The organism is Ectobacillus sp. (genome assembly GCF_056992975.1).
In genome coordinates this window covers 1-13,657 of sequence record NZ_JBXKMX010000180.1, presented here as the reverse complement: position 1 = coordinate 13,657, position 13,657 = coordinate 1, and the positions used below count along the sequence as shown (strand labels likewise).

Genomic DNA, 13,657 nt, shown 5'->3' with positions numbered 1-13,657 from the left:
TAAGAGCTAAAATTGCCGGCATCGCTCCTAACCAACCGAATCCTGTCATCACAAGTAAAAGACCGGTCCCGATAAAAGCTCCACTCATGAAGATTTCTCCATGTGCAAAGTTAATCAGCTCCAAGATCCCATATACCATCGTATACCCTAAGGCAATTGTGGCATATACAGAGCCAAGCGTTAAACCGTCGATCAGAACTTGTGGTAAAGTATTCAATATTGCGTTCAGCATACATGTTCCTCGCTTTCTATTTGTCTATTAGTACGGAATACCCTCCTATGCCGCACTTGTTCTATTTTATCTGTATAATCATATATTCCCTTTTTATGGAAATAAAACAAAATATAACATAAGCAGGTACAAAGATTCTTGTACCCGCTCTCCAAGCTTATTTCTTTTCTATTTCTCCTTGTTGTACACCAGGATATTTTGCCCCATCAAACTTATAAATATAAACTTTTGCGAACTTATTATCACCTTTACTATCAAATCCAACTTTTGTTACAACCCCTTGATAATCTTGTATTTTACGTACGGATTCGGCTACTTGTTGACGAGAAGGAAGCTTATTTCCATTTGCTGCGATTGCATCTTTAAGTCCTTGAAGCAGAACGCCTGCTGAATCATATCCATATGCTGAGTATCCTTCTACATCCTTATTAAATTTTTGCTTATATGCATCTGCAAACTTTTTACCTTCAGCAGTTTTCGTTACATCTGCTGCTACTGATGTAAAATAAGTATCAACAATGCTTGTACCAGCTATGTCTACCATTGATTTTGAATCGATTGCATCTCCGCCAAGAATTGGAGCTGTAATGCCTTTGTCACGAGCTTGTTTAACAATTAAGCCACCTTCAGCGTATAATCCCCCAAAAAATATCAAATCTGCATTGGAAGCTTTTACTTTATTTAATACACCGCTGAAATCTTTTTCACCAACTGTAATAGATTCAGTACCAGCTAATGTTCCGCCGTTTTTCTTTACAGCATCTCCAAATTCTTTAGCAAGACCAGAACCATATGCTGTTTTATCGTCGATAACGAAAATTTTCTTTGCGTTCAATGTTTTCATTGCATAATCTGCTCCTGCAGGTCCTTGGAAATCATCGCGTGCACATATGCGATTCACCGTTTTTAAACCACGGTCTGTAACTGCTGTCGCAGTATTAGAAGGAGATACCATAACAATATTATTTTTTTCATACACTTCAGATGATGGAATGGCAACACCTGAATTTAAATGACCAACCACTCCAAGAATTTGTGCATCTGAAGCTATAAGTTGGGCATTAGCTGCACCTTTTTTAGGATCGCCCTGATCATCATAAGGAACAAATTGTAAATCATATCCTAGTTTCTTAAATTCTTCTTTTGCGTCTTCAACTTTCAATTTCGCTCCTAGTTCAATTGCTTCACCTGATGTTGCACTTGAACCTGACAAAGGAGACTGAGTTGCAATTTTAATAACTTGTCCAGTTCCACCCGAAGCTGAACCGGATGTTTGATCTGTTTTTCCACACCCTGCTAAAATCCCAAATACGAGTGAAGCTGCTAGAACAAATGACATCTCTTTTTTTAGTATCACAAGTAACCCTCCTATTTTTTATTTCTTCTAAATATTTAAAATATTTAGAATATTTAATTTAATAATATAAAATTTATTGTTTTTGTACAACACTAATTTACAAATAACTTACGACAAATTTTGCTATACTCCACATTCTCTACTATAAAATAAATAGTTCTATCATGGGTTTCTTGTAAATTCATCATGTAAAACGCTTACAGAATTGTATTTTCACGAGAATATTATACAATAACTTTTCTACTCCTTGTTAAAATAAAATTTCTCAACATCTATTACCGTTTATAAAAAAACTCCGGCATAACTGCCGAAGTTTCAGAACACTAGAATACTATTTTATTTGATAAAACGAATAGTAAGAGGATAACGAAAGTGCTGCCCATCCTTTGCTTTAACCGCTGCGATAATAGCAATAACAAGTTGATACACCGCCAGAATAGGGATAAGAATGAGACCAATTAATACAAGAGATAGTAAGCCAGCGACAATATAATAAATGAGCATACTAATTTGAAAATTTAATGATTCCTTTCCCTCACTATCTACAAACGCGCTTTCATCTTTTTTTACTAACCACACAATTAATGGTCCCACAATGAATCCAATTCCTGTAAAAAATCCAGCTAACGAGGATAAATGTGCAAACATCCCCCATAATTTCTCTTCTTTTACTAATTCCTTTTCTGTCATCTCTTCACTCCTCATAAACAATTTAATATAACGCAGACATAACCTTATTTCTGAAATTATTCATTCACTTAATAGTATTGAAATACATGTACAAATATGTGTAAAAATCTTTATGATTTGTAATCCTATTATTTTTAGGATCCATCCTAAAAAAAGAAATGCATGCATATCAATTCCTTTTTCGGCAACGATAATGAACAGAATGGCTAGCAGTTAAGAATGGGGTGAAACTAGATGAATCTGCAATCAGGAACATTGTACTGGCCAACTACATTTCCAAATGCTCCTCAGTATCCATCCTTAGAGGAGGATATTACATGCGATGTTCTAATTATTGGAGGTGGTATCTCATCTGCACAATGTGCTTACTATTTAAGCGAAACAGGACTTGATGTAGTAATTACTGATAAAAGAAGAATAGGATATGGGAGTACGAGTAGCAATACAGCTCTTATTCAATATTTAGGAGATAAGATGCTGCATGAGCTTGTCGCTAGCTTTGGCGAAAAAAACGCAATGCGTCATACTGAGTTATGTGCTAATGCTATCAACGAGATTAGAAAAGCTACCTCCCTCTTAACCGTTGACCCTAATTTTATTCAAAGGAATAGCCTCTACTTTGCTAGTTATGATAAGGATCTAAAAAAACTACAAAACGAACTATATTACCTACAAAAATATGGATTCCAAGCAAAGTTATTAACAGAAACAGAAATAGGACGTTTATATCCTTTTAAGAAAAAAGCTGCTCTCTATGTAAATAATGATGCTGAAATCAATCCCTATGTATATACAATTGGACTTATGGAATGGGCCCAAAAAAGGGGAACTCGTATTTACGAAGAGACAGAAATAGTAGGAAAAGTACTCAAGAAAGAAAATGCTGTTTTCTATACAAAGCAAAGACATGCCATTATCGCCAAACACGTAATTGTAGCTGCAGGATATGAAGGATTAGCATTTAAAATAGAAAAAAATGCTGTAATTAGTAGTACTTATGCTGTCGTTACAAATCCAGTTGAAGATTTATCAGATTGGCATGAACGTACACTTATATGGGAAACTGCACGCCCTTATATTTATATGCGTACTACTTTTGACAATCGGATTATTATTGGTGGACTTGATGAAAATCTATCTAATTCTACAGAACGCGATACAAAACTCGTGCATAAAAAGAAGGAACTTATTAAAGAGTGTAACAAGCTTTTTCCTCAAATTCATGTAAAAGCAGAATACGCATTGGCTGCCCATTTTGGCACAATGCATGACGGTCTTCCTATGCTAGGTATATATGAAACCATGCCAAATTGTTATTTTATTTTTGGTTATGGGGATAATGGAATCGTTTATAGTATGGTTCTTGCATCCATTGTACGTGACGTACTCACCAATCGTGCTAATAATGACTTGGATCTATACTTGCATACAAGACAAAAGTAACATTTTTGTGACATAGGAGGAATATACTATACTCTGTAGCGAATTTATAAAATTACGTAATAATGTGTACAAGTCCTAGTATTTTTCAAAAAGTCGTACACAAATTATGGAATCTTCAGCAGCCTATTACGCAAGAGACAATTAAAAAGGAGTGGTAAGAATGAACTTTGATATTTTATCTGAAGAAAATGAAAGGCAAAACATTCATTACTACTGTATTGCAGCTGGTAATCATCGCTATGACTTAACCATCATCTATTCTGTGAAGTTTTTAGGGAAAGCAATGGTCGTCTCTCTTCAAAGTGAGCGTATGGCTCTGTTGTGTGATGACGATATACCAAATACGAGCTACTGGGCACCTAAGCTCGGCATACACCCTGAAGATACAAAAGAAGTCGGAAAATTTTTAACGTATTTGTTAGGGCAAGAACTCCATGCTGATCAGTATTAAGTAAATGAATACCGGGAAATAGTTTCTCAAAATGAGTACACTGAAAAATTGCCATACAAACGAACAGGTATCGTTCTCATGTTTATAAAAGAGAACGATACCTGTTTTTCTTATTGCAGCAAATAAGGGAACTCTTAAAATAAGGGAGAAGCGGAGAAACAGTCATCACATCTTGTACATCCATGAAACAAGGGCACTAAATAAATTTTTTAGTGCCCTTGTTGAAACAGAAAGCTCTTTCTTTATGGTGTATTGTCTTTTGTATGTTGATGGCGTTCACTTCTTTTATGAATAAAACCATTTTTCTCAAGAGTATCGTAGTGTTCTTGTAAATGAACAATCATTGCATCGCCCTTTTCCTTTGTAATCACCCCATACTCTACATATTTGGATATGATTTCTTTCTTTTTTGTTAAAATATCACGTTGCAACGATGCAATCTCTTTTTTCTGCTCAGCTGTAAGAACTTTTTCCGGTTTCATTTCATTGGCATGTGCAAAGTTTTGCCCGCCGAACAACATAATCAGCAAAACAAGTATGGAAGATAAAATTTTCATTCAAGCACTCTCCTTCACAGTTATCCACGTTAGTTTTCACTAATCTGCAAATACTATTCAAACAAATTCTACCTGTTATAAACAATTCTTTTTCTTCTTTTATTTGCGCGTTTTCCTTCCATCAAAACATACATGCTTTTTCCGCTTTTAAATAAAGAACATCGAATAAAAATACTTTACGAAACAGCAATAATACAGTACAATGTTCTGAATATATTTAACGAATTCTACCTAATTTTTCGAAAATAAGCGGGAAAGTAACCATGCATAAAACAGGGGAAAAATCATGTAGCAAAGGAGAGCGAATGATATGCGTAACGTAACGTTAGAACAACTATATAGTCATCGTATTGTCCAGAAGTATGTAAATCGATCCGGCATGGTGCACGCCTTATCTGTTGCCTATCATGCGTTTCACTTAGCAAAAGAACATAACATTTCTGTCGATTTAGCTACAAAAGCAGGATTCTTACATGATATTGGACATTATACTTGGTACAACAATGGTAAATGGGACTATGATTTATATAAAAAGAACGATATACATGCGATTAAAGGCGCTGAACGTGCACATAAACTACTTATTCGTTTAGGAGAAAATCCAAAAGACGCAAAGGAAATTTCACTCGCTATATTACTTCATACTGATTCATACTTACCTGGCGCTATTATACAAAGAAGTACACTACAGCAAATTGTAAAAACAGCAGATGAAATGGATGAGGAGCTAGGCGGAAACCATCATTATCGTAGAATTTCTCAAGAAAAAGCACTTAGTGCCATACGGCGTTTGGATGAAATGATAGAATGTTATCTGAATGGCTCTCAGAGTACTATGCAGAATGATCCAACTAATCATACTAAGTGCAGAAAACTAGTTCATGAATAAAGTAAAATTTAATTTGAGGATAGCCCATGAAATAAGCCCAAAAAAGGTCTTTACTTTTTGTAAAGGCCTTTTTTGGAGGAAGTATTTATAATAACTATCAGTTTTATAAACGATTGTCATGCCAAAAATTTAAGCTGAAATGCTCTTGTTCATTGTACACTTCAAATTCGTAGCCCTTATCTTTTACTGCTTTAATGACTGCAGGAAGAGCATCTAAAGATTGTTGATGAATATCATGCATAAGAATCACTTCACGATTTCCTTTAGCTTGCGACACAACATTTTGTACAATAGCAGGAACTGATTTATCCGCGGGTACCTTATTATATTTCCAGTCCAAAGAATCTATTGTCCAATCCCAAATCTTTAAATGCGCATCCGCCACTTTATCACGCAGTTGCTGATTTAAACCAGGCATAGATCCATATGGTGGACGTGCTAGATGAGGCTCTACTCCTGAAATCGTTTTTATTAATTTTTGATCTTCTTCCATTTCATTAACAAAATCGCCTTGAACATACAACTTTTTATAATCATGTGACATACTATGCATGCCCACATAATTTCCTTCTTTTACTTCTCTTTGTACAAGATCTTTGTACTGCTCAGCATGAGAACCAATTAGGAAAAAAGTTGCCTTAATATTGTTTTGTTTCAATATATCCAATACTTGGGCTGTAAATTTACCTGGGCCATCATCAAAAGTTAAGTATGCTACTTTTCGAATTTGACCATTAAATTGCAACGGTTCTTCCTTCAAAGAACTCGATGTAGGAATTGTTGCAAGTTCCTGAACCGTTTGTGTTTTCGTTTCACTTGCAGCAACTGCTGTTTTTTGATTAGAAGAACATCCTACAGCGACTGAGAAAACACCCATACACAGGATTGCAAGTATTCCTACTTTTTTCAAGCTAATCATCTATTAATCCCCCTGTTTGTAACTTCCTACTACTCTATAATCATACTCTATACTGAATCTATTTTGTAGTTAATTAATCATAAATTTCATTCGAATACACAATAGATATAGGAAAAAAGGTTTTTCACTCTAATCTTCTATTTTTTATGGTTTACTAGATTATCTCTAATAAAATCGAAGCACCTTTTTAAGAGGCGTGAACCAATCCGTTCCTTCCCCTAATCATGCATATATCTTGCGATTTCCAGTCACTAGCGTTATTGTTTTTGATATAGCGATTCATTTTATTGGAGATGTATACAATGATTTACCATGTAACTTATATTTCAAATGGATTAAAGATAAAAGGCTACTTAGGAATTCCAAACGAATACGACCTTCCCCTTTCACATATACAAAACGAAATAAGACTCATATACGGAGAACATAATCTTCCCATTACAAAACTTACCTGTTCCTTACAACGTCCGACAAAAAACATCATGTCCTATCAACTGCCAGGACTTATTTATTGCAGAGGTGGCATATGGAAGGTGGGAAAAGTTCGAACGAGTTGGATTGAGGAATATACGAATTTTGGTTATGTAGTATTTGCTCCTGCTTACCAAGGAAATGAAGGCGGAGAAGGAAGAGATGAATTCGGAGGAGCAGACAAGCACGATGTAACTGCAGCGTATGAATTACTAAAACAGCTCCCTTTTTGTAATGGAAATATTTCTATCCTAGGATTTTCCCGAGGATCGATTAATGCGACGCAAGCAGCATCTGAACTGGGAAATATACAATCACTCATACTTTGGGGTGGTGTATCCGACGTTACAAAAACATATGAAGAGCGGATTGAACTTAGAAGAATGTTAAAACGAGTATTACATGGAACTCCTACTAGAAATCCGTTTGCCTATCAACAACGATCTCCTATTCATATGGCAAGTGATATCCATTGTCCCGTTCTAATTATACATGGAACAAATGATATTCAAGTTGATTATAGCCACGGTCAAGACATGTATGAAGCATTAAAAGAAAATAAGGCAGAAGTAGAACTGTTACCACTGAAAGGCTACGGACATCACCTACCATCAGATGTTCGCAATGAAACGTTACAAAAAATGTTTAAATGGATTTCCCATACATACAACCGGAAATAATAGTCATTCCATTTTCCGGCTGTACTTCCTTTCTAACTTCGATAAAGCTTTAATAACTGTAATGTCATTTTCGCCTTATCATCACTATTGAAAAACTGATGAGTGACTGTCCCTTCCTTTAAAAACAAAATGATATCTGCCAATTCTGCCGCTACGTCCATCATATGTGTCGAAAAAATAGTAATTTGGTTTCTCTCTTTTATAAGCTGCATGAACATACGAATCCAATATGGATCAAGCCCATTTGTTGGTTCATCTAATAGAAGAAGAGTTGGGTTACCCATATATGCCTGGCCGAGTAATAGACGCTGTCTCATCCCTTTTGATAGCTGTTTAATTTGCATATTCTTTTGTTTTACCAAGTCGAGCTTTACAATCAATGCATCAACTTGTTCACGTTTTACATACCGAAAATGCGCATAAAAATTTAGAAATTCTTCTACACTTAGCATTTCTTGTGCAGAAAAATCGTCCGGCATATATCCAATATGAGAAACATATTGCTTTCTCTGCTTGCTTACATCCATGTCATATAAATGAATTGAACCGGTAGATGGTAAAGCTAAGCCTGCAAGCATTTGTAAAAACGTACTTTTCCCAGCCCCATTTCCTCCACATAGCGCAATAGTGGTACCTTCTTCAACTTTTAAAGAAAATGGGTGGAAAACTGTCGTTTGCTTATACATCTTAGAAATATTATTTATTGCAAGTACAGTCATTGCCATCTCCCCCTTTCAAGCTTCCATGAGGAAAACAGAAGGCATAACAGTGAAAAAACAATTGTATACACCAGTAATAACGTCCAGCCAAATGGCGTACTAAGCGATACAATAATAGTGTCATAGGTTTGACCAAAAACAGAGCCCCCATTTAATGTGATTATGAATACAACCCTGAGTAATTCGGCAGGATTTAAAAATATAATCATCCTTAAAATAGGGGAAATCCAAGTATAAGGCACAAATGAAAGAATAGAAATAATCATAGATGGCCACATAATAATTAGGAAAAACCAAACGATAACCGACAAAGTAAGTGCCTGCCACCTAGTATGAACTAGCGCTCCTATACTAACGCCAAGTATAAGGAAAAATAATAAGAGCCATACACTAAAGATATACAATGCTACTGTCCACTCCAAATAAAGCGGAATACCTAACAATAATCCAATCAACGTACTTGTACCAAAACTCATTGTAAATAGAATAAGCTGAGCTGTAGCCTGTCCCCCGCATTTTCCTACCACATAGGAGAATGATGAAATTGGATATGTGCAAAGCAACTTCCATTGACCATTTTCCATTTCATTTGCTATTGTAAATGATCCGATGATCAGCATGAAAAGTGGAATCATATACAGGACAAGATTGACTGTAGTCCCTGTTACATTTGTATAAGATGATAAGGAAGAAACATTCTTCACAAGTTGGAATAACAACGAATTCACAACGACCCACAATATGAAAAATGCATAGAACGAACGTTGTCTCATCGAAATACGCCATTCAGTGCGCCAAATATGCCACATAAAGCATGCCTCCTGGAAAAAAACGATTTTTTTCTTAATTAGTAGGGTTCATTGCTTTATTATCCTTCATCATTTTCATCATTTCTTTATTCATTTCCCACTTATGATTATTTAAATCTTCATACGAAAGTACGGATCCCTTATGATTTTTCACATAAGATTCAGCGTCGGATTTATTTTGAAATGAGATAACATTGTATGCCATTGGTGTTTTAATAGATGTTTCATACACATAGGTAGCTTTCTCCGATGGCACCCATTCTTTTGTATTATAATCGCGTACAAATTTTGCTTGCAGCTTTTCACCGCTATTTTCTTGTAACCATTTATACATACAACCTATATCATCAAATTTTAGTGCTTTTCCATTTTCTAAAACCACTTCGGTTGCATATTGGTTGTTCGTTACAGCCATATTACACGTTGCGCATTTATCATTTTTTTCGTCAACTGCTACCGGATTTACTGCTTGTTTGCCACATGCCGCTAACATTGTAAAAATAACAACTACTAATACAGTTGATACAAAACCTTTTTTCATATTCGTTTCCTCCCAATTAGAAATAAGAATATACTTAGAGCTACCATGCCCACACTCATTAGAATCAGATATGTGACTGGCTGAGACTGATTTTCCTGTTTCAATGAACGTGGAACAACAGGATTCCAATCTGTTACCACTGCTGAATCTGGACTTTTTAATAGATTTTGTAATAAAGACATCCCCGGTGCCTGAAAAAACACCTGATATTCCGGAATATTACTCGTTAATGTTAAAAAAAATGGGTCCATTCTATATGGAATGCTACTAATTCCTTTACCTGTCGTATCAAGTGTTACGGATGAATCCCAAAAATTTGTAGCAAATTGATTATTTGAACTATTTACAGCTTGTGCCTCAACTACATTTCCAATAAAATCATTTTGTTGCACAACCTGGCTGTTTGCATTCTTTAACTGAATTCCAACAAAATTCCCTTGCACTCTATTGGTATACAATTTATTTTGTTCCGATTTTTCAACATAGATTCCGACTCTGTTATATGAAATCGTATTTTGAAAAATATTTGTACGATTTGCATCATACAAAAGTAATCCTTGGGCATTTACATTATTTGAATTGTATGAAAAAGTATTGTTGGATATAGTCGTTCGATTTGCTTCCATTACCATCGCACCGGTAACATTGTGCTCAGAATGATTTTCGTTTAGTACTACATCATCTGAAAACATAAGGTGCATTCCATATCTAGATTGTTCAATCGAATTACGCTCAATTACATTGCGATTACTATTTTCTAAATAGATTCCATCTCTAGCATGTGTGATATCCGTATTTGAAATCAAATTATCCGTAGACTCCCAGAGATCAATCCCGTTTTTTTGACCACGACCATCCACTAAGCTATTAATAATCGTAATGTGTGATGCTTTATCTAGTTGAATACCCGTCTGCATAGCACGTACATGGATTGTATTCAACGTATGCTCATTACCGGTCACATAGATTGCAGGTACATCTTTACCGCCTTCACATTTCTCAACAGTTATATTTTTCACAGTCACCCCTTTTCCTTGTATAATTAACGTCGGTGTATCTGTGCAAGAAACGATCTTTGTATCCTCAGTTCCTTCTAACGAAATGGGCTTTCTTATAATAATGGCTTCGTTATATATACCATCTACGTGAATCACACTATTTTCTGGAGCCTCATCGATTCGAGATTGCAACAATTGTGCCCCTGCCGTACTTGGAAAAGGAAAGAAAAATAGTACTATTACCAAAATGAGTATGGGTTTAATCGCTTTCATTTCTTCATTCCCCTCAAGAAGAAAATGAGAAATCTAACATTTCTCACGTTACAATGTAAGATACCAAAGAAATGTGTTAAAAATAAGAAGAAATTATGTGAGTTTTTTGAAATAGAAAAAAGAATTATACGAAGTGGTTAAAGGATTTACATATATAGCTGTAGGAACCCTTAGGATGTGGGGAAAATTTACATCTTTCTACACGCAAAAAAAAGCTGACTACAAACATAGTTTGTAGTCAGCTTTTTGGATGTTACAATTATTTTGTAACGTTAGCTGCTTGTGGTCCACGAGCGCCTTGAACGATTTCAAAAGAAACAGTTTGGCCTTCTTCTAAAGTTTTGAAGCCTTCTCCTTGAATTGCAGAGAAATGAACGAATACGTCGTCTTGACCTTCAACTTCGATGAAACCGAAACCTTTTTCTGCATTAAACCATTTTACTTTACCTTGTAACATAATCTTTTTCCTCCTGCGTGGATGTCCCACATTGTTTTACCATTCTTGCTCTTCATACTCTTTCAAGACGATGTTATAGCAAACACTCTTTCAACAATATACCGAACAAAAATAATTTACTTTATTATAACAGATTACTATAAAAAAAGAAATAAAACAAAGTAAAAATCCCTTTACTTTGTTTTATAATCATTGCGAAAACTAAACAAATTTAGGCTCTCATGATATCATAACTACTAGTCTGCATCAGTCTCTGCAATAACCCACCGGAGCATTGTATCTAGCTGATGGTTCTTCCATTCATTTGGCATAGCTTGATCACAAATAATATAATCCACTTTGGATAACGAGCATATTGAATAAAAAGCTTCATTATCCAGTTTAGAAGAATCAGCCATGAGAAATACTTGATTAGCTCGTTCCACCATAACGGAAGAAACTACACATTCTTCACAATCATAGTCACTCACACTATCTATCGAAACTCCACCACATGATAAAAATACTTTATCAAAACGAAAATTTTCTAAAAATTTACATGTTAATGCACCAACAATCGATTTTTGTTCTGGATTTGTTACCCCTCCTAGAACAATGACCTTCCCTTCAAGTTCTTTATTTTCAAGACGATTATTTAGCTCTTGTGCTGCAGCTAGTGAATTCGTTACAATTGTAACTCCTCTAACTCCGCTTATATTACTTGCAAGATGGATTGTTGTCGTTCCTACATCAATCATCACAGTGTCTCCATCTTTAATAAATTCAGCTGCTTTCCTTCCAATAGCCATTTTTTCATCGGCATATAAATTCATCTTTTTTACAAAATGAGGTTCATTGTTCGTTTGATGGTATTTTACTGCTCCACCATGTATTCGTTGTAACTTTTTTTCGCTTTCTAATATATCTAAATCACGACGAATCGTTTCAGGTGTTACTCCTAATTCCTTGGCAAGAGTGGTTACAAACACTTTCTTCTCTTTCGAAAGTTTCGCAATTATATATTGGTGGCGTTCTGTAAACATTACATTCATTGCAGTGCAATCACATCCTGTTTTCTAAGATACACGTTCATTGTTTCATTCATTTGGATATGTCCTGATGAATGGTGCAGTTGCTCCACCACTACCGGAATTCCAAAACAATCCATCTCATAGCGAATCACTTTCCCTAACATCATCGTTCTTAATACTTTTCCTGACAACTCATAGCTATTTTCTACCTGTAAAGTAGAAAATGCTTCAGGTCGAATAGCATATAGGTTCGTAGTAAGCTCTTTTTTCTCCCCAATTAACTGTACCATTTGTTTTTTATCCAAAACGTTATAATTTCCAATAAATCTGGCAACAAATTCATTTACAGGATGCGTATATATTTCATGTGGTGTTCCACTTTGAGCAATATGTCCAGCATTCAATATATAAATACGATCACTGACTGCCATTGCTTCTTCTTGATCATGCGTAACAAGAATCATTGTCATATTTAACTTTTGTTGAATCATACGAAGTTGTTTTTGTAAATTTTTTCGAATTTGCGCATCAAGTGCACTTAGCGGTTCATCCAGAAGGAGCACTTTCGGTTCCGTTACGAGTGAACGTGCTAATGCAACACGTTGTTGCTGACCACCTGATAATTCACGCGGATATGCTTTTTCTTTTTCTGATAAGCCTACAAGTTCAATGATATTTGCTACTTTTTCTTGAATCACTGTTTTACTTAATTTTTTCATAGTAAGTCCAAATGCTATGTTTTCTTCCACTGTCATATTAGGGAATAGTGCATAGGATTGAAAGACCATACCGACTTGACGATCTTTAGCCAAGACATTTGTTACATCTTGTCCATCTATTTTTATTATACCTTGCTCAGGATTTGTTAACCCTGCCACGATTCGTAACAGGGTACTTTTCCCGCACCCACTTGGTCCTAAGAGCGTCACGAACTCGCCTTTATTTATAGAAAGCTGTAATTCATGAAGTACAGTTTGATGTTGAAAGGACTTACTAACCTTTTCAATCGTTACGTATCCCATATTAGAAGGTCTCCTTTTTTGTTCGAATCATTTTAACAATAACAATAGAGAGAATACAGATTAAGAGGAAGTAACAAACGACAATGGCACTTGCTAAATGCCCACTTTCATTTAGTTTTTTATATAAGTAAATTTGGAC

16 protein-coding genes are annotated in these 13,657 nt (G+C 35.2%); 4 read left to right on the top strand and 12 right to left on the bottom strand.

Annotated elements, in window-relative coordinates; genetic code table 11:
- From AC11ZT_RS08200 to AC11ZT_RS08190, 3 genes are all read right to left on the bottom strand, one after another.
- On the bottom strand, nt 1-232 hold a 232-nt coding region (locus AC11ZT_RS08200; RefSeq protein WP_484059131.1), incomplete at its 3' end, for an ABC transporter permease subunit.
- Between the two features lie 157 nt (nt 233-389).
- The gene (locus AC11ZT_RS08195) at nt 390-1,589 is read right to left on the bottom strand and encodes a branched-chain amino acid ABC transporter substrate-binding protein (protein ID WP_484059130.1); all 1,200 of its coding nucleotides are present in this window, start codon (nt 1,587-1,589) and stop codon (nt 390-392) included.
- A 336-nt stretch (nt 1,590-1,925) separates the two neighbouring features.
- On the bottom strand, nt 1,926-2,279 hold the full coding sequence (locus tag AC11ZT_RS08190; RefSeq protein WP_484059129.1) for a DUF4870 domain-containing protein: 354 nt from the start codon (nt 2,277-2,279) through the stop codon (nt 1,926-1,928).
- Nucleotides 2,280-2,513: 234 nt separating this feature from the next.
- Between AC11ZT_RS08190 and AC11ZT_RS08185 the strand changes: the two genes are divergently transcribed.
- On the top strand, nt 2,514-3,722 hold the full coding sequence (locus tag AC11ZT_RS08185; RefSeq protein ID WP_484059128.1) for an NAD(P)/FAD-dependent oxidoreductase: 1,209 nt from the start codon (nt 2,514-2,516) through the stop codon (nt 3,720-3,722).
- Nucleotides 3,723-3,882: 160 nt separating this feature from the next.
- Nucleotides 3,883-4,173: an SAV0927 family protein gene (locus tag AC11ZT_RS08180; protein WP_484059127.1), complete on the top strand. Its 291-nt coding sequence runs from the start codon at nt 3,883-3,885 to the stop codon at nt 4,171-4,173.
- Nucleotides 4,174-4,415: 242 nt separating this feature from the next.
- Here the strand turns inward: AC11ZT_RS08180 and AC11ZT_RS08175 are convergent, their stop codons facing one another.
- Complete coding sequence (locus tag AC11ZT_RS08175; RefSeq protein ID WP_484059126.1) at nt 4,416-4,730, bottom strand: YckD family protein; 315 nt, start codon at nt 4,728-4,730, stop codon at nt 4,416-4,418.
- 310 nt (nt 4,731-5,040) lie between these two features.
- Here AC11ZT_RS08175 and AC11ZT_RS08170 point away from each other — a divergent pair, with 310 nt between their 5' ends.
- Nucleotides 5,041-5,619 carry an HD domain-containing protein gene (locus tag AC11ZT_RS08170; RefSeq protein ID WP_484059125.1) on the top strand — a complete coding sequence of 193 codons (579 nt, stop codon included), beginning with the start codon at nt 5,041-5,043 and terminating at the stop codon, nt 5,617-5,619.
- A 103-nt stretch (nt 5,620-5,722) separates the two neighbouring features.
- Here AC11ZT_RS08170 and AC11ZT_RS08165 read toward each other — a convergent pair whose 3' ends face one another.
- Nucleotides 5,723-6,538 (bottom strand): polysaccharide deacetylase family protein, encoded by an 816-nt coding sequence (locus AC11ZT_RS08165; RefSeq protein ID WP_484059124.1) that lies wholly within the window; start codon nt 6,536-6,538, stop codon nt 5,723-5,725.
- Between the two features lie 302 nt (nt 6,539-6,840).
- Here AC11ZT_RS08165 and AC11ZT_RS08160 point away from each other — a divergent pair, with 302 nt between their 5' ends.
- Entirely contained in the window at nt 6,841-7,689 is an 849-nt protein-coding gene (locus AC11ZT_RS08160; RefSeq protein ID WP_484059123.1) for an alpha/beta hydrolase family protein, read from the top strand.
- 32 nt (nt 7,690-7,721) lie between these two features.
- Here AC11ZT_RS08160 and AC11ZT_RS08155 read toward each other — a convergent pair whose 3' ends face one another.
- From AC11ZT_RS08155 to AC11ZT_RS08125, 7 genes are all read right to left on the bottom strand, one after another.
- Complete coding sequence (locus AC11ZT_RS08155) at nt 7,722-8,408, bottom strand: ABC transporter ATP-binding protein (RefSeq protein WP_484059122.1); 687 nt, start codon at nt 8,406-8,408, stop codon at nt 7,722-7,724.
- Entirely contained in the window at nt 8,405-9,217 is an 813-nt protein-coding gene (locus AC11ZT_RS08150; RefSeq protein ID WP_484059121.1) for an ABC transporter permease, read from the bottom strand. Before AC11ZT_RS08150 ends, AC11ZT_RS08155 begins: the two co-directional genes overlap by 4 nt.
- A 34-nt stretch (nt 9,218-9,251) precedes the next feature.
- Complete coding sequence (locus AC11ZT_RS08145; protein WP_484059120.1) at nt 9,252-9,758, bottom strand: nitrous oxide reductase accessory protein NosL; 507 nt, start codon at nt 9,756-9,758, stop codon at nt 9,252-9,254.
- The gene (locus tag AC11ZT_RS08140) at nt 9,755-11,029 is read right to left on the bottom strand and encodes a right-handed parallel beta-helix repeat-containing protein (RefSeq protein ID WP_484059119.1); all 1,275 of its coding nucleotides are present in this window, start codon (nt 11,027-11,029) and stop codon (nt 9,755-9,757) included. Before AC11ZT_RS08140 ends, AC11ZT_RS08145 begins: the two co-directional genes overlap by 4 nt.
- 259 nt (nt 11,030-11,288) lie before the next feature.
- Entirely contained in the window at nt 11,289-11,486 is a 198-nt protein-coding gene (locus AC11ZT_RS08135; protein WP_379967877.1) for a cold-shock protein, read from the bottom strand.
- A gap of 236 nt (nt 11,487-11,722) precedes the next feature.
- The gene (locus AC11ZT_RS08130) at nt 11,723-12,517 is read right to left on the bottom strand and encodes a DeoR/GlpR family DNA-binding transcription regulator (protein WP_484059118.1); all 795 of its coding nucleotides are present in this window, start codon (nt 12,515-12,517) and stop codon (nt 11,723-11,725) included.
- A complete protein-coding gene (locus AC11ZT_RS08125) occupies nt 12,514-13,518 on the bottom strand; it encodes an ABC transporter ATP-binding protein (RefSeq protein WP_484059117.1) in 1,005 nt (334 codons plus the stop codon). Before AC11ZT_RS08125 ends, AC11ZT_RS08130 begins: the two co-directional genes overlap by 4 nt.
- Nucleotides 13,519-13,657 lie beyond the last annotated feature (139 nt).

What these genes read in the sequence shown, in the direction of transcription:
- AC11ZT_RS08190 (WP_484059129.1), bottom strand. Translation starts at nt 2,279, where the DNA reads ATGACAGAAAAGGAATTAGTAAAAGAAGAGAAATTATGGGGGATGTTT.
- AC11ZT_RS08185 (WP_484059128.1), top strand. Translation starts at nt 2,514, where the DNA reads ATGAATCTGCAATCAGGAACATTGTACTGGCCAACTACATTTCCAAAT.
- AC11ZT_RS08180 (WP_484059127.1), top strand. Translation starts at nt 3,883, where the DNA reads ATGAACTTTGATATTTTATCTGAAGAAAATGAAAGGCAAAACATTCAT.
- AC11ZT_RS08175 (WP_484059126.1), bottom strand. Translation starts at nt 4,730, where the DNA reads ATGAAAATTTTATCTTCCATACTTGTTTTGCTGATTATGTTGTTCGGC.
- AC11ZT_RS08170 (WP_484059125.1), top strand. Translation starts at nt 5,041, where the DNA reads ATGCGTAACGTAACGTTAGAACAACTATATAGTCATCGTATTGTCCAG.
- AC11ZT_RS08165 (WP_484059124.1), bottom strand. Translation starts at nt 6,538, where the DNA reads ATGATTAGCTTGAAAAAAGTAGGAATACTTGCAATCCTGTGTATGGGT.
- AC11ZT_RS08160 (WP_484059123.1), top strand. Translation starts at nt 6,841, where the DNA reads ATGATTTACCATGTAACTTATATTTCAAATGGATTAAAGATAAAAGGC.
- AC11ZT_RS08155 (WP_484059122.1), bottom strand. Translation starts at nt 8,408, where the DNA reads ATGACTGTACTTGCAATAAATAATATTTCTAAGATGTATAAGCAAACG.
- AC11ZT_RS08150 (WP_484059121.1), bottom strand. Translation starts at nt 9,217, where the DNA reads ATGTGGCATATTTGGCGCACTGAATGGCGTATTTCGATGAGACAACGT.
- AC11ZT_RS08145 (WP_484059120.1), bottom strand. Translation starts at nt 9,758, where the DNA reads ATGAAAAAAGGTTTTGTATCAACTGTATTAGTAGTTGTTATTTTTACA.
- AC11ZT_RS08140 (WP_484059119.1), bottom strand. Translation starts at nt 11,029, where the DNA reads ATGAAAGCGATTAAACCCATACTCATTTTGGTAATAGTACTATTTTTC.
- AC11ZT_RS08135 (WP_379967877.1), bottom strand. Translation starts at nt 11,486, where the DNA reads ATGTTACAAGGTAAAGTAAAATGGTTTAATGCAGAAAAAGGTTTCGGT.
- AC11ZT_RS08130 (WP_484059118.1), bottom strand. Translation starts at nt 12,517, where the DNA reads ATGAATGTAATGTTTACAGAACGCCACCAATATATAATTGCGAAACTT.
- AC11ZT_RS08125 (WP_484059117.1), bottom strand. Translation starts at nt 13,518, where the DNA reads ATGGGATACGTAACGATTGAAAAGGTTAGTAAGTCCTTTCAACATCAA.